The following is a 22,630-nucleotide window of genomic DNA, read 5'->3' on the forward strand; positions in this document are numbered from 1 at the left end:
ATGCAGCAATCTCGCTTTTTGTTTGTTTTTAGTGCTATAGTGTTTGTTTTGATGATTTTGTGGATGTCCGTTTTTATCGTCTATCCTCGTCAACAGGTAGCAATTAAGCGTTTTGGACAAATTGTTCAGGTAGAATCTAATCCTGGAATCTATTTCAAGGCGCCCTTTATCGATAAGATGATCATTGTTGATAATCGGTTATTGCGTTACGATGTTCCTACACAATCTGTACAGGTTCGTGGTGGTGCGTATTATGAGGTGGATGCGTTCTTTATTTACCGTATTACAGATCCTAAGTTGTTTTTACAGCGCATTGCTTCTGGGCGTCCACAAATTGCGGCACGTGAAAACCTTGCACCACGGTTTATTGACGCTTTGCGTGCTGTTTATGGTAAGCGAGAATTTAAAGCAGCCTTATCGGATGAACGAGGCGCGATGATGGCTGAAGTACAGAAGCAATTTTCTGTAGATGCAGGTTCGTTGGGTATTGCCATTGTTGATGTGCGTATTCGTAAAACCGATTTGACTGATGCTGTTTCAGAAGATGTCTATCGGCAAATGGCAGCTGAACGTGAAGCTGCTGCGGAAAATATCCGGGCTCGTGGTCAGCAGGAGCGAGATCGTATTGTGGCAGAAGCTAATCGTGAATATGAAGAAATTGTAGCAGCTGCAAAGCGTGATGCTGAAATTACCCGTGGTGAAGGTCAAGCTGAAAGTATTCGTCTTTTATTGAATGCGAGGGAGGCTAATCCGTCTTTTTACGATTTTTGGTTGGCGATGGAACAATACAAGAATTTAGAGAAAACACCGATGGTGATTTCTCCAAATGAGGATTTCTTTTTCTATTTTCGTAATCCGCCGCAGGCAAATAAAGCATTCTTACCGACAATGAATACTGGCCTCAGTAAAACTGATCCAAAATCGGGAGAGAATAGATAAAATAATGGATTGCAGATACGAGATTTTGCATGAAAAGAATGATCTGTGACCATTTTCTTTTATGGTAAAAGTGGTAGAGAGTATCGAGCCGTGCTGGTTTTCCGTATATAAATTTAGTGGGGCTCTTTGCATCTTTGATTAAAGGCATGTCATGGATAGAAGTGTCGTGAGTAAAAATACGTTTTTAAAGTTTTTTATCACAAGAGTTGTTTTTTGTGTGACTTTGTTTCTATCAGGATCAGTGAGTTTGTCTTGGGGAGCCGAGACAAGCAAGGCATTGCTTTCTATTCCTGATTTAGCTTCTGAGCTTTTGGAAACAGTTGTGAATATTTCCACGGCGCAGACTGTTGAAGGAACAGAACAGGATGCAAACACCTCGGTACCCGTTATCCCAAAAGATTCATTGCTGGAGGAATATTTTAGTGATTTTTTTATACCCAAGGATGGTCAAAAAGATAGTCAATTTCAAAAGGTGCGTTCTTTAGGGTCTGGTTTTGTGATTGATGCGCAAAAAGGGATTATTGTTACAAATTATCATGTTATTGTAGATGCTGATGATATTGAAGTTAATTTTACGGATGGTACAAAACTAAAGGCAAAGCTTCTTGGAAAGGATAGCAAAACTGATTTGGCGTTGCTTCAAGTCGATGCAGGAAGTAAAAAATTAAAAGCTGTGCGTTTTGGTGACTCAGAAAAAGCACGTATTGGTGACTGGGTTATGGCTATTGGTAATCCTTATGGTTTTGGTGGAAGTGTGACGGTTGGTATTATTTCTGCACGTAACCGTGATCTTAATGCTGGTCCCTATGATAATTTTATTCAAACAGATGCAGCAATTAATCGGGGCAATTCTGGTGGTCCGTTATTTGATAGAAATGGTGAAGTCATTGGCATTAATACAGCAATTGTTTCACCTTCGGGAGGATCTATCGGTATTGGATTTGCTATTCCATCGGATATGGCTCTTTCTGTTATTAATCAATTGCGTGATTTTGGAGAAATAAGGCGTGGTTGGTTGGCTATTCGTATTCAGCCGGTAACAGAGGATATTGCAAAAAGTTTAAAATTGGACAATGCTGTGGGAGCATTGGTGGCTGGTAAAATAGAACAGACGGAAGAAAATAATGTAGATAATAGCCAGTTACAAACTGGAGATGTTATTCTTTCCTTTGGTAATTCCAAAATTAAGCATGCACGTGATTTGCCGCGTTTAGTTGCAGAAAGTTCAGAAGGAAAAGTGGTGGACGTTACTATTTTACGCAATGGGCAAGAAGAAACAGTAAAAGTTAAGCTTGGACGTTTGATTGAAACAGATCCAAATGAAGATACAGAAGAAGTTGCTGATAAAAAAAATCAAGATCTGTCGAAAAACGTGACAATGCAATTTATGGGAATGACGTTATCTGAACTGACAGAGGATTTGCGTCATCGTTATTCAATTTCAGATAAACTTCGAGGATTAGTGGTGACAGCTGTTGCACAAAATAGTGCAGCGGATAAAAAGCGTATTCGCGTTGGTGAAGTGATTGTTGATATCAATCAGAGTTCTATCACAACAATTGATGAGGCTAAAAAACGTATTCATAAATTACGTGAAGCTGGACGCAAAAATGCTCTATTTATTGTAGCGCGTCCAGATGGAGAGTTACGGTTCGTAACGCTCCTAATGGATTGATCCTTAAAAATTATTTTTTTGTTTTTTATCAGCCTTAGTAATGGGATATTTTGCAAGTCAGGCATGTGATATCCAATGTTTCTCAAGCTCATTTCACGATAGAGAGCATGGGGTGTGCAATATAAAATCCATTGGGCAGCTCTGTTTCTACGTTAAATAAAAGTACAAGTTGGCACCATCATAGATTTGCTAGTTTCCAATCTTGCAACAGCCTAGACTTTGAAATGCTGCATAAGAGATCTATGTTTTGTGTTTAAGTCAATTATTATTATAAATAATGTTTTATTTAGTGAGACTTTTAGTCCTTTGTGATTGTACTTTATGTGCTATGGAGAACGTTTTTTTCACTTCAGTTTGAAAAAAACTATCTTAGAGAAAAATCATATTAGACTAAATTAGTTATATATATATTTACACCTTTCTTGGTGATGGATGAAGAAATAGTTATAAAAAAGAGAGCGTGAAGAAGACAAGTTCTGAATCTCCTATTATAAAGCAGATTAGTATACTGTTTTTATAGGAAAAAATAAAGCTGTTTGATTGTATAGGTTAAGCTCAGTATTATTATTCATAAATAATGACAAAGAATATGTTTGTTTTTAATGGACTAACGGACAGAATGATTATGGCTGTAGTTTACTATTGAACTATGATAGCAAAAATGCTTGGAAATTCCTTTGGTGTTGTTATTAAGCCCATTTTTTATAAATTTCATAGGGGGCTTTGGTGGTGTCTGCATGTTGCAATAAGTTATTGATTGGGAGAAATTGCTATTCATGACACAGAGAAAAGTTACATTAATAGCGGGGCCAACGGCAAGTGGGAAGTCAGAACTTGCCTTGCAAATGGCTCAAGAAAAGAATGCTCTCATTATTAATACTGATTCAATGCAGGTTTATGATGTTTTAAATATTTTAACGGCACGGCCGGGGGAGGCTGATATCGCGATTGTTCCCCATTATCTTTATGGTCATGTGAGTCCTACTTTGAATTATTCAGTAGGGCAATGGTTGTGTGATGTCGAGAAGCTATTGGCTACTTTTTCTTTAAAATCAGTTATTTTTGTTGGTGGGACAGGACTTTATTTTCGTGCTCTTTTAGAGGGGATTTCGGAAATCCCTCATGTTCCAAATGTTGTGCGGCAGAAGTGGCGTTTGCTGCTTGATAAAGAGGGACCTGAAAGTCTTTATCGCCAGTTGTTTCAGATTGATGCTGTTGTTGCTGAAAAAATTTCTTCGCACGATAGACAGCGTATTGTACGTGCTTTGGAAGTTTATGATGCAACCGGTAAGACGCTCAGTTGGTGGCAGAAACAAAAAACAACACCTATCATTGCGCCGAATTTGACCGAAAAAATTCTTCTCATGCCACCACGTCCTCTGCTTTATGAACGTATTCATAAACGCTTGGATTCTATGATTGAAAGAGGAGCTTTAGAAGAAGTGGTGGCTATGAAAAAACTTAAACTTTCCTCTTCATTACCAGCAATGAAGGCTATTGGTATACCTGAGTTTATGGCTTATTTGGATGGATATAGAAGCTTTGAGAATGCTCTTGAAGCGGTGAAAATACAAACGAGGAGATATGCAAAAAGACAAATGACATGGTTTCGTAATCAATTTGATGAAGAATGGGTGCTTACTTTTTGATAAAAGAGTTAGAGCTTTGCAAAGAAACTTATCGAAAGATAAAAGATAATTCGTGAAAAAGAAATTTTTTAGAAAATATAATTTTTTATTGACGAATGGTATCAATGGAATTAGAAATCTTCCTACAAGGAATTTTTTATATATTTTATACGTTGGAATAATGGGGGTAATCATACAGTATGTGTTGTGTAATGGGCTCCTTTGGGGGCTTTTTTTATGAGCTCCGTTAGGGGCTTTTTTATTGTCCTATAAAGTAGGTGAGTGGGAAAAATGAGAAATGATCCAAGAAAGCAAGAGAGTGCAGATGGAAAAATAATGTCGGGCGCTGAAATAGTGGTTCAAGCTCTTATAGATCAAGGCGTTGAACATATTTTTGGTTATCCTGGTGGGGCTGTTTTGCCTATTTTTGATGTTCTTTATCACCAAGATACACTCCAGCATATTTTGGTGCGCCATGAACAAGCCGCAGGGCATGCGGCTGAAGGCTATGCACGCAGCACAGGGAAGGTAGGGGTTATGCTTGTGACTTCTGGTCCAGGGGCAACGAATGCTGTTACACCTTTGCAAGATGCTCTTATGGATTCGATACCTCTTATTTGTTTTTCTGGGCAGGTGTCAACAACGGTGATTGGAACAAATGCTTTTCAAGAGGCTAATACAGTTGGAATTACAAAGCCTTGTACGAAGCGTAATTGGCTGGTTAAAAATGTCAATGATCTTGCGGCTATTATTCATGAAGCTTTTTTTCTTGCTCAATCAGGTCGTCCTGGTCCGGTTTTGATTGATATTCCTAAGGATGTTCAATTTGCTTCAGGATTTTATAGAGCACCTCAAGTTCAGGAGTTTTTACATTCTTTTCCATCGATGAAAGGGAATACTAAGGCTATTGAATCTGCCGTTTCTCTTTTAGTTGAGGCAAAACGCCCTATTATTTATTCTGGTGGTGGTGTTATTTCATCGGGGATGAAAGCTATACAGCTTTTACGTAATTTGGTTCAATTGGGGGATTTTCCGATTACTTCAACATTAATGGGACTTGGTGCTTATCCTGCTTCCGGTAAAAATTGGCTTGGAATGCTTGGAATGCATGGAACCTATGAGGCTAATATGGCCATGCATGATTGTGATGTCATGTTAGCTGTTGGAGCACGATTTGATGATCGTATCACCGGGCGCCTTGATGCATTTGCACCTCATGCGCGTATTATTCATATTGATATTGACCCTTCTTCTATCAATAAAATTGTAAAAGCAGAAGTTCCAATTATTGGTGATGTGGCTTGTGTTTTAGGAGATATGACGCAACTCTTAAAGATACAGCAACCAGCGTTTAACAGTGAAGTCCGTGAGGCGTGGTGGACGCAAATTAACCGTTGGAAAGCTCGTAATTCATTGGCATATGCGGAGAAAAAAGATGTCATTATGCCGCAATATGCTCTTGAACGACTGTATGCTTTTACCAAAGATGCGAATGCTTATATTACAACGGATGTCGGGCAGCATCAGATGTGGGCAGCGCAGTATTATCATTTTGATGAACCAAAACATTGGATGACTTCTGGTGGTCTTGGAACGATGGGGTATGGTTTACCTGCTGCTATAGGTGTTCAAATAGCGCATCCTGATGCGCTTGTTGTGTGTATTTCTGGTGATGCCTCCATTCAGATGAATATTCAAGAGCTTGCAACAGCTATTCAGCATGACACACCGGTGAAAATTTTCATTTTAAATAATCAGTATATGGGGATGGTTCGCCAGTGGCAGCAATTGCTGCATGGTAATCGTCTTTCTCATTCTTATACGGAATCTATGCCTGACTTTGTGAAATTGGCACAAGCTTATGGAGCCGTAGGAATTCATTGTTCAAAACCCGATGAACTTGATGATAAAATTCAGCAAATGATTGACTGTGATAAGCCTGTTCTTTTCGATTGTCGTGTTTATCATTTAGAAAATTGTTTTCCTATGATCCCATCAGGATGTGCCCATAATGAGATGTTATTACCCGATGAGGCAAGCGAAGAAGCTATTGCAAATGCTATTTCTTCTGAGGGAAAGATTCTTGTATAAAATGAATATATTAATAAAATAGTGAAGGATGGTGATGATGAAGTCTTTGGAGTCTTCATCTCTTTCTCTTCTTTGTGGAGAGTTTCTATTATCCTTAGAGCTCATTTTATGATTTTCATTCTGTGTTTAAAGACATGGGGTGTATTATTATTTGTTCATCTAAAAAATGTTATAAGTCGTGTGCCCAATTATGTTTGAATTTATTTGTACGCGATGTTTGTTTTTTTAATTCATATGTTCACATTAATAGCTATTTCGTTGCATTTTTTAGATAATACATTGAATTATCTGTTATAAATTAATTATGTTGTCTCATATATGAAAGATTCCATCGTGCAAGAAAAATCCACTGTGCTTGAAGGGTGCAACCATGCAAACCGTCATACTTGTGAAAACAATAGAAAAGTTTGTCACTATGTTTTGATTTCGCATTATGAAATTACTTCAAATCGCTCTTTCAAGGGCTTGGTAGGAGAATCCCCCTAGCGGACTGAAGGAAGGGAAAAAATAACAAAGATCAAATACAGCCATGGAAAATCAATTGGCCACCATAGCTTATAATCAGGTATGATTATGTGGGAGAAACCTATACATATGAGGTGTGTAGTCAATATATAAACCAGAATAATACTCAACACCATATCATTATCAGGACATTAACATTGAAAATCAAATACTCTTTCTTTTATTTGTTCTACATATCTATGATTCCATAAATCTGCAGACACAAACACTCTTTGAATCCACCGCATTGGATTTTTATAACGATCAAATGATCCAGAAAATTTATCTCTAGAGTGTAGAGCCATTCTGTTATCAATGTATAATAATCTTCCTGGTTGTACATCAATTCCAAAAAATACAGCCTTAATAGCTTCATAAAAATGATCTAAAGCTTCCTTGGCTTTTTTTGACTGTGGTTCTAACATGCCTGGATAAAAAACAGCGCTGATATCTGGGAATTCACCGTCCCCTTGAACGAGGGGTACTTTACTTGTAGAGGTTACCCCATTTTTTCTCCATCTATAGGGAACATTAATTATATATAAATTATCCCTTAAGCTCCTCAAATCCTCCTCATTTAAAAGTTTTAGAGCGAGACGTGCATCAGATATTCTCGTTAACGGGCCATCAACATCATTGCGAACACCAGATAAAAAGATCCCTTTAGGAGATAAATTTAAACCTCTTATAAATTTTAGTGCAGCATTTTCTATATGAAAATCTAACTCAACTTCAGATCCTAATCCTGTATAATCTTTTTTATTATCCTCTAAAGGAACTAGGTTGTTTACTATATGTTCGCCTTCAAATTTAATTGAATAAGGCTCTCCGATTAATAAAGAAAACATCATAATTAAATTTTCGCTAATATAGCCACTTTTACAAGACGCATCTAAATTATAAGGATTAGGTGACGTATTAATTTGTCTATCAATTGGAAGGTTTTCAAAGATTAAATATGCTCTAGGGGTAATAGACATCTTTTGATTCATAAGAATTGTCAATATTCTATGGGGTAGCAGCGAAAATGCTATTTTTTTAGCTTAACCGAATATTCAATACCACTGTATGGATCATAAATAACATGGTCCAAAGCCTCCCAAAGTTTGTCTCTTTCGAGATTGCTCAACTCAAAAGTATTTTCATTTATCATTATAATTTCCTCCCCAATTATCTTTCCCTACTTTCTTATTAAGAAAAGTGAAAAAATAATAATTAAAATTAAAATCAGCCATGTTAGTACATAAGTGTCTGTAAAATCTTGGATTAATCCAAATAATGGTGGAGCAGTAATAATTGCGATTTGATTTATAGACATTGCTAACCCCAGAGAAAAGCCAACGCTTTCTTTTGGTGAAGAGTCTACAATATAGGCGACCCAAGGGCCATACCATCCCAATCCAAAAAAAACTAACCAAGCAGATAAAATAGTTAAATAAATTATGAATCCACTCATGCCTAAAATTAATATTAAAAATCCAAAAACGACTGCAATCATGCAAAACAAGACAGGAAAAAATCGTCCTTTTCTACAATGATCACTCCACGCTGCTAAAATAATTCTTCCTAAGGCACCAGAAGCCTGTGAAACAAAAAACAAATAAGCACTTTTATTTAAGGACAGCTGATAGATTCTATAAAAATAAATCGTTATAAAAATGGTTAAAACATATTGAACGATCACAAGTGAAACGCCTGAAAAAATAATATTCTTCATATGTGGTGCAGTTAACATCGCAAGACGAGACTTTACATTTGCATAGAACGAAACTTTTGCCTTGCTTTTTGGAACGATAGCGACAACTTTTGCTGGTGCGTGATAAAAAATAATAAAGATACATCCCCCTAAAAAAGAAACGATGGCACCGACCAAAAACGCACCTTGTATGCCATAGACAAGCGCACTCGCAGGAAGAACCATCCCAGCTAATGCCCCACCTAATGGTAGCCCCGCTTGCCTTATTCCCATTGCAAATCCGCGTTGCGATTGTGGAAACCATGCAGAAACAGATTTAGCACCACCAGGTTGAGCAGAGCTATAAAATCCCCCTACAATGAGCAAACAAACCAAAAGGGAAATATAGTTTTCTGCAATTGCTCCCAATAAAAGAGCGATAGAAACGCCGAGTGCGCCAACTCCAACAATATAGCGCTCGTTAAACTTGTCTAGTAATTCACCAGCTACAAGTAATCCAATAATAGGTAGGAACTGCGCTGCTGAAGACAGCAAACCTATTTGAGAGTCACTAAGCGAGAAATCCTTCTTAAAAAAATTCAGCTAAAGGACCAATCCCTTGAACAAAGAAGCAAGCTGATGCTTGAGCGATAGTGGCAACAAGCAATATAATCCATCTATAATAATTCTTTTCTATAAATTTATTATTGCTCACTCCGCCCCCCTCCAATTAAATTGTATTCCAATAAAGTAGCCTTTTTTAATAATGCTTGCAACAATAAATTAGGTATTTTATGCTGATTACATAAAAATCTGTCAATACGATTGGTCTTAATGTGAAAGCTAAGGAATATGCTTCATTTAAGGAAATAAGTTATTATGTGTCGTGCAAATTTGATACGCTAGCGACATAAGATAAATTTTACAAACATTGGCTCAGCCGGCATTAAGTGCTCTTCATAAAAGAAGCTATATTTTGGCAAGCTTTTTCAAAATAATTCTCAAAGCTTTCTTCAGTCACATAGCCCAGATGCGGTGTGCAAAGAACTCTATCTGATTGCAATAATTTGCTCTCATATACTGGTTCGCTGTCATAAACATCCAGTGCAAAGTAAGTTGAATTTTCCAAACTTAGTATTTTTTCTATCGCCCCTTTTTCAACCAAAGCTGAACGCGCTGTGTTGACAAAAATAGCATGAGGTTTCATGCTCAATAGATCATCTAATTTTATGATTTCTCTAGTTTTATCACTTAAACGTAAATGGATGGATATAATGTCAGGACGTGTAAAAAATTCTTCTTTTGAATGCGTAAAATGATAACCTAAATTTTTTGCTTCTTGCGTTGAACGCTCGCTCCCATAAACCAAAATGGACATGCCAAAAGCTTGAGCATATTGAGCAACCATTTTACCAATACGCCCAAACCCGAATATTCCAAGAGTAGCCCCTTTCATTTGGTTGCCAAATGTTGTTTGCCATCGTCCTTTTTTCATATCAGATACAGATTTACAGAGTTTTCTACGCGCAGACATAATTAAGAGCCACGCAAATTCAGCAGCAGAAGTTGGATCTCCACCACCGTCTAATATTTCAATTTCTAAGTCTCTACAAGCTTCTATATCAATATGTGAACCTATAGGGACTGTTTGGCAGATTAATTTTAAATTTGGCAGTTTCAGGAGAAGATTTCTATCAACTATAGTCCGCTCTCTGATTAAGATAAGAATATCGATCTCTTTGAGCTTATCTTCTAAATCACATTCTTTAGCTAAATTATTTATAACCAGCACTTCATGTGATGTCATTAATTTTGTAATAGACTGTAATGTTAGAGTGGCTTTTTGATAGTCATCTGGAATTAATATTTTCAATTTAAACCTTCCGTTTCATTCATCAATATTTGAGCTCATTATTTCATTTCTAAAACAACCAAAAAGCAATCTCATCGCTGATATTTTGACATAACGCCAAGCCTATTAACAAATTATACCCCTTGATTTATTGTTATTTCTAGCAATAAGAACAGCATTAATCAGTTAGTTTTTATAAACTTTAAAACATTGCGACAAAAAGAAAAAGTTTGACTCAATAGATGAAGAATTGCGCTTTTCTCATATTCTAGAGGACGAATCTGAAGTGCTACGCTGGACTGAAACCATGTTCCAGTTTTCTATAATAGACTACCAAGAAGGTCATACTTACGAACCATATTTTATTGTTGAAACAGAAAAAACTACATATTTGTGCGAGATAAAGCGTGCTTCATATAAGTGTGATATCTCTCTTTATGCATTGAGATATAACATATTTGTAGCATGAAGAGTAAATTTATTAAAATCATGATAAGAGGACGATAGGAACTTTATAGGTGTATCATCATAGGATTAAGTAGTTTTGTTGAGAGCTATTTCTATTTCTGCTAAAAGGTTTTTGATATATTTAATTATTATTTCGTAATAGTGGATGTACTTTATTTTTATGTGCAAGAAAGCTGATTGATTGTGTAAAATAGTATTCATAAAATGACATTATTCTTATCCTGTTAAGGACATTTTTTCTAGTGAGGTTTTTGCAATTGCAATGCTCTTTTTCTTATTCTAAATTTTGGTTAAAAAAAGCGTATATAGGTGTTATTTTAAATTTAAGATATGCATATTCCATTGTTGGTGTTACTGTTGTAAAAAATGATATTTTATTTGATAAGTATAAGGTGTTCCCAAGAAGATCGATGTATAGATAAAATTTAGATTTTTACAATATCTTGAAAAAGCAATGGGTAAATAATTGATAATTGTGCTACGAAGGTTGTTAGATGGGCGTGTGTCAGCAATTCTTAATAAAAAGGTTTTTCTTGATAGTCGTTTTTTTTCAAAATACTGCTCTTCTTATGCAAATCTTATGTTGGTAAGCTATGCAGTTTTCACGGGAACAGGATAATGCATTAAAGGCTGTTGCCGCGTGGTTGAGGGAAGGGCGTTCTCCTCTTTTTCGCCTTTTTGGCTATGCGGGGACCGGTAAGACGACGCTTGCGCGCTATTTTGCAGAGACAGTTGATGGTTCTGTTCAATTTGCTGCTTTTACAGGGAAGGCGGCGCAGGTTTTGCGTTCTAAAGGTGCAAGCAATGCTTGTACGATTCATTCGCTGATTTATTGTCCGCGTGGAGAAGAGGAAGTTTCCGATGAAATAACAGGAAAAAAGTCTATTGCTCCAACATTTACATTAAATCGAAGAAGTGCTGCTGCACAAGCTAAACTCATTATTGTTGATGAGTGCTCGATGGTTGATGAACAATTGGCGCGTGATTTAATGAGCTTTCGAACGCCAATTCTTGTTCTTGGTGATCCAGGTCAATTGCCTCCTATATCTGGTGGGGGCTTTTTTTCTAATGGGAAACCAGATTTTCTTCTTTCAGAAATTCATCGGCAAGCGCGCGACAATCCGATTATACGTCTTGCTATGGATGTACGTGAAGGACGCGATATTGCTTATGGTGACTATGGAGAAGCGCGCGTTGTGACACGTAAAGAGGTCAATCAACAATTGGTTTTGGATGCTGATCAGGTCTTGGTAGGGGTTAATCGTACACGCCACCTTTATAATCAGCGTTTGCGTGTGTTAAAGGGATTTACAGCAGATTATCCGCAAGCGGGAGATAAGCTGGTGTGTTTGCGAAACGATCCTATTAAAGGTTTGTTGAATGGCTCTTTATGGAAGGTGATGACTTCACAGAAGGAGACCGTTAAACCAAGTATTAATCTTCTTGTGAAACCAGAAGAAAGTGAGCGTGGGGTAGCAAAGATTAAACTTTTAAAAGCAGCGTTTGAAAACCCTGATCAAGAAATTTCATGGCAATTAAAAAAGCGATATGATGATTTTGATTATGGGTATGCATTAACGGTTCATAAGGCGCAAGGTTCTCAATGGAATAATGTCGTTTTGTTTGATGAAAGTTTTGCATTTCGTGATATGTATGCGCGCTGGCTTTATACGGGAATTACGCGCGCAGCAGAGCGTTTAACGATTGTTCGATAGAAAAAAATGTGTATATCATCTAAGTTTCAGATGAAAAATGCCTTTTTTCTATCTTGTTACATACTATAAAAAAAATGGAAATGGGCATGGCGGTAAAACTTTCGGTTAATCTTAATGCTGTTGCTGTTTTGCGTAATCGACGTAATCTTCCGTGGCCAAGTATAACGAATATTGGGCATATAGCGCTTGCTGCTGGAGCAGCAGGTTTGACGGTTCATCCACGCCCTGATGAAAGGCATATTCGTTTTGCGGATTTGCCAGATATATACTGTTTAATCAAGAACACTTTTCCTACAGCTGAGTTTAATATTGAAGGTTATCCCAGTGATCAATTTTTGGATATCGCTGAAAACTATGCGGATCAGATCACCCTTGTTCCTGATGATCCAGATCAGTCAACGTCTGATCATGGTTGGAATTTTGCTCATGATGCAGAATTTTTAGCACCTATTATTCAGAATTTAAAAAACAGAAAGATTCGTGTATCCCTTTTTGCTAATCCTACTGTCGATGGTCTTGATATTGCTAAAGCAATGGGCGCTGATCGTGTGGAATTTTACACGGGACCTTACGGTGGTGCATTTCAGGATAAAACAAAACAAGATCAAGAGCTCAATAAACTTGTTTTAGCAGCAAGAAGAGCAAAAGAGTTGCAGTTAGGTATAAACGCAGGGCATGATCTGACACTTATGAATCTTCCTGCTCTTGTCAAAAATATTCCTTGGCTTGATGAAGTTTCTATTGGCCATGGGCTCATTGCTGATGCATTAGAGTATGGAATACATGAGACTGTTCAGCGTTTTATCCGGTTATTATCGTAATCTTTTTCTCTCTATAAAAATTGGAAAAGAAATTTTTATAGAGGTTTGCCAATTTATCTTAAAAAAAACAATATATTGCTTAGATAAATAGCACTATTATCGTGCATTATAAATATTCTATTGTTCCTCTATTTATTGGTTGCTTTCTATCTTTTGTTTTTGAGTGTATGCGATGTTTTTTATTTGTACTATCCATTATGAGGAAGTTTTAAAATCTTCTTATTATAATTTCTTTGAATGGAGAAGAGATAGGGTTTTGAAAGTATTTCCATTATAAAGGAGTGCGTAGGATTTTAATGGATCAATACACAAATTTTCTTGATATTTGAGCTCATTTTTGGGTTATCTGTAAATAGTATAACGTAAAATCTCCTTATGAATAAGCTGAATGCAATAGGAACTGTTAAATAGAATGATGATATCGACTTGTAGCTTTATGAAGTAAAGAGAGTGATGTGCAATAAATCTTACACTATTATAGGGAATTCTTGAAAAGGGCTTGAGCATATTAAAATTTTTTTATAAGGTGCCATAAATGGATAACATAATGGACGTATGGGGGGCTTCTTCGCGTGAGAGGCGTGGATATTAAAGAACGTAAAAAGTAAAAACATCCTCTTTATTATTCTAAAGATATTGTTGTATATGCTTTTGAAAGTTGTATTAACACAATACTTGTTATTTTGTAATTTTTCTTGCTATCTGTATTGATTTGGTTCATGTTAAAAATTGTATGTTGTATCTTAATTTTTAGAATATAGCGTTTTGTTGCACGATAAAAGAGTAGAATATTAGCTAAATTTTCTTTAGAAATCTTATTTTGTGTAATTATTGTTTTTGTAGAATAGCAGTTGAAGTTTATTTGGGGATCCGTATATGTTTTAGGAATGTTTGGGGACTACAGTTTTTTCTATGCAATATGTAAACTTTAAAATTATTCAATTGCTGTGTTCTTATAAGCGGTGTTTTTTGTCTTTATAAGTGTGTGATGCACTGTAGATAATGTTTCTTATTGAATAAAAATAATCTGAAATCCAGTTTAAATAGAGAAAGAAGGAATTTTTTTATGCGTGTTTATTATGATCGTGATGCGGATGTTAATCTCATTAAAGGGAAAAAAGTAGCCATTGTTGGTTATGGTTCTCAAGGGCGTGCACACGCTTTAAACTTGAAAGATTCTGGTGTTAAAAATGTGCAAATAGCTTTGCGTTCAGGATCGGAAACAGTTAAAAAAGCCATGGCTGATGGTTTTGAAGTGGTGAGTGTTGCTGAAGCAGCAAAATGGGCAGATCTCATCATGATGGCAACACCAGATGAATTGCAAGCTGATATTTATAAGGAACATATTCATGATCATTTACACGATGGGGCAGCGATTGCTTTTGCGCATGGTTTGAGCATTCATTTTGGCTTGATTGAACCTAAAAAAAACGTTGATATTGTGATGATTGCTCCTAAAGGTCCAGGGCATACAGTTCGTCATGAATACCAACGGGGTTGTGGTGTTCCTTGCTTAATAGCGGTGGCGCAAGATGCTTCAGGGCATGCACATAATGTAGCATTATCTTATGCGTGTGGACTTGGTGGTGGACGTGCTGGGGTGATTGAAACAACATTTAAAGAAGAGTGCGAAACTGATCTTTTTGGTGAACAAGCGGTTCTCTGTGGAGGTCTTGTTGAACTGATTCGAGCAGGTTATGAAACATTAACACAGGCAGGTTATGCGCCGGAAATGGCTTATTTTGAGTGTTTACATGAAGTGAAACTGATTGTTGATCTCATGTATGAAGGGGGCATTGCAAATATGAATTATTCGATTTCTAATACAGCTGAATGGGGTGAATATATCTCTGGTCCACGTGTGATTACGGATGAAACTAGAGCAGAAATGAAACGTATATTGAAAGATATTCAAACGGGTAAATTTACATCGAATTGGATTCAAGAATATAAAGCTGGTGCTGCTCATTTTAAAAGTATGCGGCGTTTAAATGATAATCATCCTATTGAAGAAGTTGGTAAAAAACTTCGTTCTATGATGCCTTGGATAAAATCTAACGCTTTGGTTGATAAAGAGCGTAATTGAAGCTTCTACAGAGATATTTTGTCAATAGCTTTTATAATTTTATAGATAAATATCAAAAAAAGGGTAACTTTAGTTACCCTTTTTTATATGTTTTTGGAAACATAAGCTTTATTTTTTAATTTTTTGCATAATTCTTTTTTCCAAAAAGAAAGTATACAATTCCTAAAAATATGAACCACGCTGGAGTGTATTTTAAAGCTATGGCAGTGTCAGCTTCTAATGACAATAAATAAATAATGAATGCAAAGAAAATAAGAAGCGCCCAACACATAACAACACCTCCAGGCATTTTATAAGGAGAGACAGTATGCTGGAGAGGACGATTGCGGCGATAGATGATATAGCTGATCAAAATGATAGACCATACAAATATAAACAAAGTTGCGGCAATTGTCGTAACAATTGTAAAAGCAGCTATGAGTGTTTGAGATAACGATACAATTGCATAACCAAATAAGATGCATATACATGAAAAGAATAATGCGTTAGCTGGAACGTGGTTACGAGAAAGTTTTCCTAAAAATTTAGGAGCACCTTTTTGTGTTGCTAGCCCATATATCATACGGCTGGTAGAAAAAATTCCACTATTTGCTGAAGATGCGGCAGCTGTGAGGACAACAAAGTTCATCAAACCTGCAGCAGTTGGAATACCAATAAGTGCATACATTGTTACAAATGGGCTTTTTTCTGGACTGATTTGATCCCACGGCGTCACAGACATAATCACAAGAAGAGAGAATATATAAAAGAATACAATGCGGATTGGTATTGAATTAACAGCTTGTGGTAGAGCTTTTTGAGGTTCTTTTACTTCAGCAGCAGCTGTTCCAGCGAGTTCAATGCCAACAAAAGCAAAAATAACAATTTGAAATCCAGCAAAAAAGCCTGTAATTCCTCGCGGAAAAATATTCCCACCGTTCCATATATGGCTAAGAGAAGCAACCGTACCGTTTGGAGAGACAAAACCGGTAAAGATCATATAAAATCCTACAACGATTAAGACTAGAATTGCTACGATTTTGATAAAACCAAACCAAAACTCAAGTTCGCCAAATAGTTTTACTGCGACGAGGTTAAGAATTAAAAAGGACATAAGACCAATTATAACAGGAATCCACGGATTGAGTTCAGTCCACCAAAAGTGTGTATAAGTGACAATAGCAATAATTTCAGCAGTTCCAGTGACAATCCAACACAACCAATATGTCCAGCCGATAAAGAATCCGGCACATGGCCCTAGAAGATCGGTTGAGAAGTCAATAAAAGATCGGTATTGTGTATTAGAAAGCAATAACTCTCCCATAGCACGCATGACAAAGTATAGAGCACAACCAATAATTGCATAAACGAGTAGAATCGAAGGCCCTGCTACACTGATTGTTTTTCCTGATCCCATGAAGAGACCTGTTCCAATCGCTCCACCGAGGGCTATAAGTTGTATGTGTCGGTTATGTAGTCCACGTTGTAATTTCTTCTTAGGTTTTTTTTCTAAATTTTGTTTGTTCATTTTTGGGGAATTCTCCTTAGTTATTTTTAAATAAAATTACCCTAAAAAAGGTAATTCCTTCTATCGGAACACGCTATGGTTAAGGAGTAAAGGAATTTTTTTCTATGACTATATGTGAATAAAGCAAGAACATTATTCATTAATGGAATAATTATTTTATATATAATAAACAAAAGATAAATTTTATTATATTTTTTTTGATTTTTATGTTTTATACATAATTAATATTAATTATGTATAATATAATTTATTTTATACATAATTATTATTTGTATATAAACAATAATTATATTTATTTATAGTAATTTTTATATAAATATATTTATATTTAAAATTATTTATTTATTTATATTTTTATATATAAAAATATAAATAAAATTGTAAATTTATTAAATATAAAACTTTATTTATAAATAAAATAAGTTTAAATTGTTAAACTATTATTTAAATAATTAAAAAATATATTTAAAATTTACATTTAAGTATTAATATTTAAAATTTATTACAAATAGAAAAATATTTTCATAGAATCTTTTTTTATTGCAGATAGCTATTAAGATATATTCTGTTTAGAGCTACATTTTTAATTTTGATAAAAAATTGAATATAAATTTTTTTGAGGGGGAAAGTTTTAGATAAAATCTCATGTTTTATTAGTAAACAATGTCAGTGAAGTTTATAGAGAATTCTTTACAGAATAGCTCGTTCTTATCCTATTATACAGTAAAATACTGTTGTGTAGAGTAGTGATATAAAGCATATAACATTTTACACATTAAGTATTTTTAGAATGTGTGGTGAGTGTTCAGGGCAGGGCTAGCCCATAGAGCCTTATGTAGGTGAACCATATAAATGATCAGCAGCATTCCCTCTTAATAAGCTGGATTGTTCACAAACCGGCGCTGGTAGGAATCGTCGTTTTTTGATATTTGGGGAGGAGGTTAAGTAGAAAAAGGGTAACTAAAATTACCCTTTTTTGAGATGTTTTATGTATAGACTTTATTTGTTACCTTGAGTCATTTTTTTCTTTACAAATGTAAAATAGGTTATGCCTAAGCAAATAAACCAGAATATACCGTATTTTAAAGCTGTTAGGGTGTCTTCTTCTAACGTTAACAAATAGAGCATGAAAGCAAAGAAAACTAAAATTATCCCGCACACGATAACTCCTCCTGGCATTTTGTAGACGGATTCAGCATGCAAATGAGGGTGATTGCGACGATATACAATATAGCTAACCAAAATTACAGACCATACGAATAAAAATGCAATAGCTGAGATGCTCGTCACAATTGTGAAAGCACTTATGAGGCTTGGAGAGAGTGAGGCAATTGTATACCCTATTAAAATACATAAGCAGGAAAAGAATAGAGCATTGGCTGGAACATGATATTTGGAAAGCTTACCTAAAATTGGAGGAGCACCTTTTTGTGTTGCAAGCCCATATATCATGCGGCTAGTAGAAAAAATACCACTATTTGCCGAAGAAGCAGCCGAGGTGAGAACGACAAAGTTTACCAAACCAGCAGCTATCGGAATACCAGCAAGCCAAAACATCGAAACAAAGGGGCTTTTATCTGGAACAATTTGATCCCAAGGTGTGACTGACATAATCACGATGAGAGAGAAGATGTAAAAGAGTACAATACGTACTGGTATTGCATTAATTGCTTTTGGTAGAACTTTTTTAGGATTTTTGACTTCAGCTGCAGTTGTTCCTGCAATTTCTATACCAACAAAAGAAAAAATGGCAATTTGAAATCCAGCAAAAAAACCTGTCATTCCTCGCGGAAAGATATTTCCATCGTTCCATACGTGATTGAGAGAAGCAACAGTACCATTGGGAGAAGTAAAGCTCGTAGCGATCATATAAAAACCAACAACAATTAATGCTAAAATTGCTACGACTTTGATAAGACCAAACCAAAATTCAAGTTCACCAAATAGTTTTACGGCAAAGAGATTAAAAATTAAAAAGAAACCAATGCAAGAAAAAACGGCAATCCATGGATTAAGCGTTGGCCACCAAAAGTGCATATAAGTGATGATGGCAATAATATCTGCAGCTCCAGTTACAACCCAGCTCAACCAATAGCTCCAGCCTACAAAGAAAGCGATTCCCGGTCCTAGCATATCGGTTGAAAAATCAATAAGGGACCGGTACTGTGAATTAGAAAGCAATAATTCTCCCATAGCACGCATGACAAAGTATAGGGCACATCCAATAATAGCATAAACGAGTACGATGGAAGGGCCTGCTACACTAATTGTTTTTCCTGATCCCATGAAGAGTCCTGTTCCAATAGCTCCACCGAGGGCTATAAGTTGTACGTGACGGTTATCTAGGCCACGTTGTAGTTTCATCTGAGGACCATCTTTTAAATTTTGTTTATAGCTCATTTTTTGGGGGTTCCCTTTAATTATTTTGAGATTAAATTACACTAAAAATGCATTGTTCTGTATCGAAGCATGATATAAATGAGGTGTAAAGGAAAAAAACGTTTTTTATGATTTTGTGTGGATAAAGAAAAGAATATGTTTTAGGAATATGGTTTTGAAAAAAGAGAATGTTTTTCTCTTAAATAACGTAACAGATATTTGAATAGGGAGCTTTTTATTGTTATTAATAACAAATTAATTGTTCTTTAAAAGACGTGGGGCTTTTAAAATTATTTCAGAAAACTGTCAGGAGTTTTTATAATTTTTTGAAACTTATTATTTGTAATCAGTGCATTATTTATTATTATTCATAATGGTGAGAGTTTTAATTTTTGCTCAAATAGCACTCGAGAGTTCTCATCTTAGTTTAAGAACAATTTGTAATGGAAAATTAAAATGATTTTTAAAATCATTTTTTTGTTTGTATGGTGCTATCATAAATCAAAAAGTTACTTTATGTTTCATAAACGAAAAGAGGAATATCATAGCTTATTTTTTAAAGTGATGAATAAGGATTTTGTTTAGATATTGGTAACATTTTATAAAATATTGCGAGAAACTCACATTGTTTACACAAACGTCCTTGAGAGTATGATAAAGAAATGCAACGTAATTCAGTTATACAAAGAAAAAAAGAACTGGGGATTGTATAAGTTCTGTTAGAGATTGAGCTATTCATAGTGAGAGACAGAATCAGGAAAAGATTGCTCTATTAACTTTACAATTTGTTATCAAAAGATAAAACTATCCAAAGAAAATGAAAAAAGAAAACAGAGATAAAACTGTTCCTGTCGCAATGTTAATCGAGCCTTTTACCCGCTGCTTTTTTAAGGCGGTACTGGCAAATGATATAAAAATGGTCATTAAAGTAAACCATGCAAAGATGTTGAAAGAATGTATGGTTACAAGTTCAAAACCTTTTTTAATGCTACCACCAGAAGCTAAGAATTTTGGAAAAGTTGCTATGTAAAATATAGATACTTTGGGTTTAGTATTTGTGTCAAAAAACCGTCCATATAGCTGGTTAAAAGCTTTGTTTCACTCGTAGCATGCTTTTCATTCGTTGAACTTCTTTCTTTTGAATTTAAGCTGTGTATTCCAGATTTAATTGATTTAAAGCCCATGTATAATAAATAGCTGCCACCCATGAGTTTTACTAAAAAAAACAGCGTTTTGTTGTTGAGAATGAGCGCTGATACACCTAGGTGTGGAAAATGCCCCATGCACATATGTTGCTGTACACAATCCTAAAACGTTTACAAATGCGTTCTTTCTTCCCAATCTCGTTGCATTATCGATGATAAGGGCCATATTCGGCCCCGGTGAGATGACTAAAAAAATGAAACAATGAAAAAGGTCAGTATTTGATGATTCATTTTACTTTTAGCTCTGAAATTAATTGATTTTCGAGATACAATTCTATTCTGTCAAACTGAGAAAGTTTTCCGACACCCTGTGGAGTGCCTGTGTATATGAGATCACCACGTCTTAGCTGAATGTAGTGACTTAAAAATGAGATTATCTTCTCAAAGCTAAAGATCATATTTTTCGTATTGCCAACTTGTCTTGTTTCGCTATTCAACTTCATTGCAAAGGTTATTGGGTTGTTTATTTTTTCCTTGTTTATGAAGTCAGAGACGTATGCAGCGCCTTTAAATCCTTTCGATAAAAGCCAAGGAAGCCTTTTTCCTTTCAGTTTTGTTTGCAAATCCCGCGCGGTGAGATCAAGACCTATTGCTACGGCATCATAGCATTCTTTTGCTTCTGCCTCCATGATCATGAAAGCGTCCTTTGAGATTTTGAGCACAATTTCAGTTTCAAAATGTATTTCTTTGGAAAAATCAGGGAGATAAATTTCATTACCTAAAACGAGTGAACTTTTTGGTTTGCTAAAGATAACGGGTTCATCTTCAACAACATTGCCTAGTTCATGAACATGTTCAACATAATTGTATCCAACACAGTAGATGTCATTTATCATGGGAGCCCTCCAAATTTTTTATTTTCTCTTTGTATAGGCAAGAGAAAACTTTGCAAACAACATTTTTTCTTATATCGCGTTTTGCGTTTTCTGGAAAAGAAGCATTGTGTGGGTTGATGACTAACCACGATGACAGCTCTTCGCATTATCCTCTTTTGAAGAGTGCCCAATCTTATAGTCTTTGAGATTATTTTAATTTTGATTGCCAATTTTCTGAAATTACTTTATTACTTAAAGAGTGATTTTGCTCGTCTACGCAGCGATTAGTAGGGTCTGAAAGTCCTAAAGTTCGATCATAAATGAGCCCACTCTGTGGGTGTCTCGGAATTATGGGATATTTTTCTATGTCTAGGTGCTATGAGCACTAAAAGCAAAAATCTGTTTCGTATTCAATACTTTCAGGCTCTCGGAATACTAATGCGAGGGTGCTCGCACCCAGCGGGTGGAGCTTAAGAGTGAAAAGCAAAAAGCTACATTTTAACGGCATTTCTATAGGCAAAAAATCGCTTTCAAAGAAAAATGCTGGGAATGTCGTAAAAGCAATTAGGGCATCAATTAGGGATAACTTTTCAACAAATCCAAAAATATGAGAAAGTCTGTGATGGTTTAAAAGAAGCAGATCGTGGAAAACTTATTGTGGCATGTGGAACGGAGAAGATTTTTATCAGCTTTAAGATAGCACAACAAATAACCAGAACTGGCAAGCGTGTTTTGTTTTTCGTGCCTTTTCTGGCTTTGATGTCACAAAACGATAAGAGAATGGACACGCTATACAGAAGTGCCGTTTCGTTCCTTTGTGGTGTATTCTGATACATAAGTTGGCAAGCGTCGTAAAAACAAAGAAGCTGCTGCCGAACTCGATGTCTCAGATCTCGCTCTATCAGCTATCAACTGATGCTCAAAAGCTTTGAAAAAAAGCAAATAAAGTATTAGTAAATGCAATGACTGTGGTGTTTGCTACTTACCAATTAATCCAAGTGATTGCGGATGCGCAAGAGAAATACGGTTTATCAGAATTTGATCTGATCATTTGTGAAGCAGCGCAGGTTAAGGCAGATAAAGTAGAACCTTTGGTTGTAGAAGCCAAGGAAGTAGCTGAGACTGCGAAGACAACAGCGGAAGAAGCGAAGAGTGTTGCGGAGCAAGCAAAAGAAGAAGCTGATACGACGAATCAAGGGCTTGGAGAGGTCAAGAGTTCATTAGACACGGTGACAGCAACGACAAATTCTGCGAATACAGCCGCCTCTGA

The 22,630-nt window shown here is 35.7% G+C and carries 17 protein-coding genes and 1 pseudogene; 10 read left to right on the forward strand and 8 right to left on the reverse strand.

Annotation, left to right across the window (positions count from 1 at the left end; genetic code table 11):
- The 4 genes from hflC to ACFIO5_RS04920 all read left to right on the forward strand — a co-directional run bounded on the left by hflC (position 1) and on the right by ACFIO5_RS04920 (position 6,333).
- Positions 1-939: a protease modulator HflC gene (gene hflC, locus ACFIO5_RS04905; RefSeq protein WP_375628861.1), complete on the forward strand. Its 939-nt coding sequence runs from the start codon at positions 1-3 to the stop codon at positions 937-939.
- A gap of 151 nt (positions 940-1,090) precedes the next feature.
- Entirely contained in the window at positions 1,091-2,614 is a 1,524-nt protein-coding gene (locus tag ACFIO5_RS04910) for a Do family serine endopeptidase (RefSeq protein ID WP_375632961.1), read from the forward strand.
- Positions 2,615-3,390: 776 nt separating this feature from the next.
- On the forward strand, positions 3,391-4,263 hold the full coding sequence (miaA, locus tag ACFIO5_RS04915; RefSeq protein ID WP_375634613.1) for a tRNA (adenosine(37)-N6)-dimethylallyltransferase MiaA: 873 nt from the start codon (positions 3,391-3,393) through the stop codon (positions 4,261-4,263).
- A 270-nt stretch (positions 4,264-4,533) separates the two neighbouring features.
- Positions 4,534-6,333: an acetolactate synthase 3 large subunit gene (locus ACFIO5_RS04920; RefSeq protein ID WP_375676882.1), complete on the forward strand. Its 1,800-nt coding sequence runs from the start codon at positions 4,534-4,536 to the stop codon at positions 6,331-6,333.
- Positions 6,334-6,989: 656 nt separating this feature from the next.
- Here the strand turns inward: ACFIO5_RS04920 and ACFIO5_RS04925 are convergent.
- From ACFIO5_RS04925 to ACFIO5_RS04940, 4 genes are all read right to left on the reverse strand, one after another.
- Positions 6,990-7,817: a TauD/TfdA family dioxygenase gene (locus ACFIO5_RS04925; RefSeq protein WP_375634611.1), complete on the reverse strand. Its 828-nt coding sequence runs from the start codon at positions 7,815-7,817 to the stop codon at positions 6,990-6,992.
- 200 nt (positions 7,818-8,017) lie between these two features.
- Positions 8,018-9,067, reverse strand: a complete 1,050-nt coding sequence (locus tag ACFIO5_RS04930) for an MFS transporter (protein WP_375676883.1) — start codon at positions 9,065-9,067, stop codon at positions 8,018-8,020.
- Between the two features lie 34 nt (positions 9,068-9,101).
- Complete coding sequence (locus ACFIO5_RS04935; RefSeq protein ID WP_375632953.1) at positions 9,102-9,227, reverse strand: hypothetical protein; 126 nt, start codon at positions 9,225-9,227, stop codon at positions 9,102-9,104.
- Between the two features lie 231 nt (positions 9,228-9,458).
- Positions 9,459-10,385 (reverse strand): D-2-hydroxyacid dehydrogenase family protein, encoded by a 927-nt coding sequence (locus ACFIO5_RS04940; RefSeq protein WP_375634608.1) that lies wholly within the window; start codon positions 10,383-10,385, stop codon positions 9,459-9,461.
- A gap of 1,040 nt (positions 10,386-11,425) precedes the next feature.
- Here ACFIO5_RS04940 and ACFIO5_RS04945 point away from each other — a divergent pair.
- From ACFIO5_RS04945 to ilvC, 3 genes are all read left to right on the forward strand, one after another.
- Entirely contained in the window at positions 11,426-12,547 is a 1,122-nt protein-coding gene (locus ACFIO5_RS04945; RefSeq protein WP_375632949.1) for an ATP-dependent DNA helicase, read from the forward strand.
- 86 nt (positions 12,548-12,633) lie between these two features.
- Positions 12,634-13,368 carry a pyridoxine 5'-phosphate synthase gene (locus ACFIO5_RS04950; RefSeq protein WP_375632947.1) on the forward strand — a complete coding sequence of 245 codons (735 nt, stop codon included), beginning with the start codon at positions 12,634-12,636 and terminating at the stop codon, positions 13,366-13,368.
- A gap of 1,066 nt (positions 13,369-14,434) precedes the next feature.
- Positions 14,435-15,454: a ketol-acid reductoisomerase gene (ilvC, locus tag ACFIO5_RS04955; protein ID WP_375632945.1), complete on the forward strand. Its 1,020-nt coding sequence runs from the start codon at positions 14,435-14,437 to the stop codon at positions 15,452-15,454.
- 115 nt (positions 15,455-15,569) lie between these two features.
- Here the strand turns inward: ilvC and ACFIO5_RS04960 are convergent, their stop codons facing one another.
- Together ACFIO5_RS04960 and ACFIO5_RS04965 are read right to left on the reverse strand one after the other, a co-directional pair.
- Entirely contained in the window at positions 15,570-16,961 is a 1,392-nt protein-coding gene (locus ACFIO5_RS04960; RefSeq protein WP_375632943.1) for an amino acid permease, read from the reverse strand.
- Between the two features lie 999 nt (positions 16,962-17,960).
- Positions 17,961-19,361, reverse strand: a complete 1,401-nt coding sequence (locus ACFIO5_RS04965; protein ID WP_375632941.1) for an amino acid permease — start codon at positions 19,359-19,361, stop codon at positions 17,961-17,963.
- A 796-nt stretch (positions 19,362-20,157) separates the two neighbouring features.
- On the opposite strand from ACFIO5_RS04965, the gene ACFIO5_RS04970 reads away from it, so the two are divergent.
- Complete coding sequence (locus ACFIO5_RS04970; RefSeq protein ID WP_375632939.1) at positions 20,158-20,370, forward strand: hypothetical protein; 213 nt, start codon at positions 20,158-20,160, stop codon at positions 20,368-20,370.
- On the opposite strand, the gene ACFIO5_RS04975 is transcribed toward ACFIO5_RS04970, so the two are convergent.
- Both ACFIO5_RS04975 and ACFIO5_RS04980 read right to left on the reverse strand, forming a co-directional pair.
- Complete coding sequence (locus tag ACFIO5_RS04975) at positions 20,363-20,629, reverse strand: LysE family translocator (protein WP_375635037.1); 267 nt, start codon at positions 20,627-20,629, stop codon at positions 20,363-20,365. The genes ACFIO5_RS04970 and ACFIO5_RS04975 overlap by 8 nt on opposite strands.
- A 143-nt stretch (positions 20,630-20,772) precedes the next feature.
- Positions 20,773-21,381 carry a fumarylacetoacetate hydrolase family protein gene (locus tag ACFIO5_RS04980; protein ID WP_375632937.1) on the reverse strand — a complete coding sequence of 203 codons (609 nt, stop codon included), beginning with the start codon at positions 21,379-21,381 and terminating at the stop codon, positions 20,773-20,775.
- Positions 21,382-21,975: 594 nt separating this feature from the next.
- Here ACFIO5_RS04980 and ACFIO5_RS04985 point away from each other — a divergent pair.
- A pseudogene (locus tag ACFIO5_RS04985) lies at positions 21,976-22,424 on the forward strand (DEAD/DEAH box helicase family protein); the annotation flags it as partial.
- Between the two features lie 27 nt (positions 22,425-22,451).
- Positions 22,452-22,630: hypothetical protein (locus tag ACFIO5_RS04990; RefSeq protein ID WP_375705130.1), on the forward strand; the 179-nt coding region annotated here is incomplete at its 3' end.

This window comes from Bartonella sp. AA86SXKL, assembly GCF_042196885.1.

What these genes read in the sequence shown, in the direction of transcription:
- hflC (WP_375628861.1), top strand. Translation starts at nt 1, where the DNA reads ATGCAGCAATCTCGCTTTTTGTTTGTTTTTAGTGCTATAGTGTTTGTT.
- ACFIO5_RS04910 (WP_375632961.1), top strand. Translation starts at nt 1,091, where the DNA reads ATGGATAGAAGTGTCGTGAGTAAAAATACGTTTTTAAAGTTTTTTATC.
- miaA (WP_375634613.1), top strand. Translation starts at nt 3,391, where the DNA reads ATGACACAGAGAAAAGTTACATTAATAGCGGGGCCAACGGCAAGTGGG.
- ACFIO5_RS04920 (WP_375676882.1), top strand. Translation starts at nt 4,534, where the DNA reads ATGAGAAATGATCCAAGAAAGCAAGAGAGTGCAGATGGAAAAATAATG.
- ACFIO5_RS04925 (WP_375634611.1), bottom strand. Translation starts at nt 7,817, where the DNA reads ATGTCTATTACCCCTAGAGCATATTTAATCTTTGAAAACCTTCCAATT.
- ACFIO5_RS04945 (WP_375632949.1), top strand. Translation starts at nt 11,426, where the DNA reads ATGCAGTTTTCACGGGAACAGGATAATGCATTAAAGGCTGTTGCCGCG.
- ACFIO5_RS04950 (WP_375632947.1), top strand. Translation starts at nt 12,634, where the DNA reads ATGGCGGTAAAACTTTCGGTTAATCTTAATGCTGTTGCTGTTTTGCGT.
- ilvC (WP_375632945.1), top strand. Translation starts at nt 14,435, where the DNA reads ATGCGTGTTTATTATGATCGTGATGCGGATGTTAATCTCATTAAAGGG.
- ACFIO5_RS04960 (WP_375632943.1), bottom strand. Translation starts at nt 16,961, where the DNA reads ATGAACAAACAAAATTTAGAAAAAAAACCTAAGAAGAAATTACAACGT.
- ACFIO5_RS04965 (WP_375632941.1), bottom strand. Translation starts at nt 19,361, where the DNA reads ATGAGCTATAAACAAAATTTAAAAGATGGTCCTCAGATGAAACTACAA.
- ACFIO5_RS04970 (WP_375632939.1), top strand. Translation starts at nt 20,158, where the DNA reads ATGAAAAAAGAAAACAGAGATAAAACTGTTCCTGTCGCAATGTTAATC.
- ACFIO5_RS04975 (WP_375635037.1), bottom strand. Translation starts at nt 20,629, where the DNA reads ATGTGCATGGGGCATTTTCCACACCTAGGTGTATCAGCGCTCATTCTC.
- ACFIO5_RS04980 (WP_375632937.1), bottom strand. Translation starts at nt 21,381, where the DNA reads ATGATAAATGACATCTACTGTGTTGGATACAATTATGTTGAACATGTT.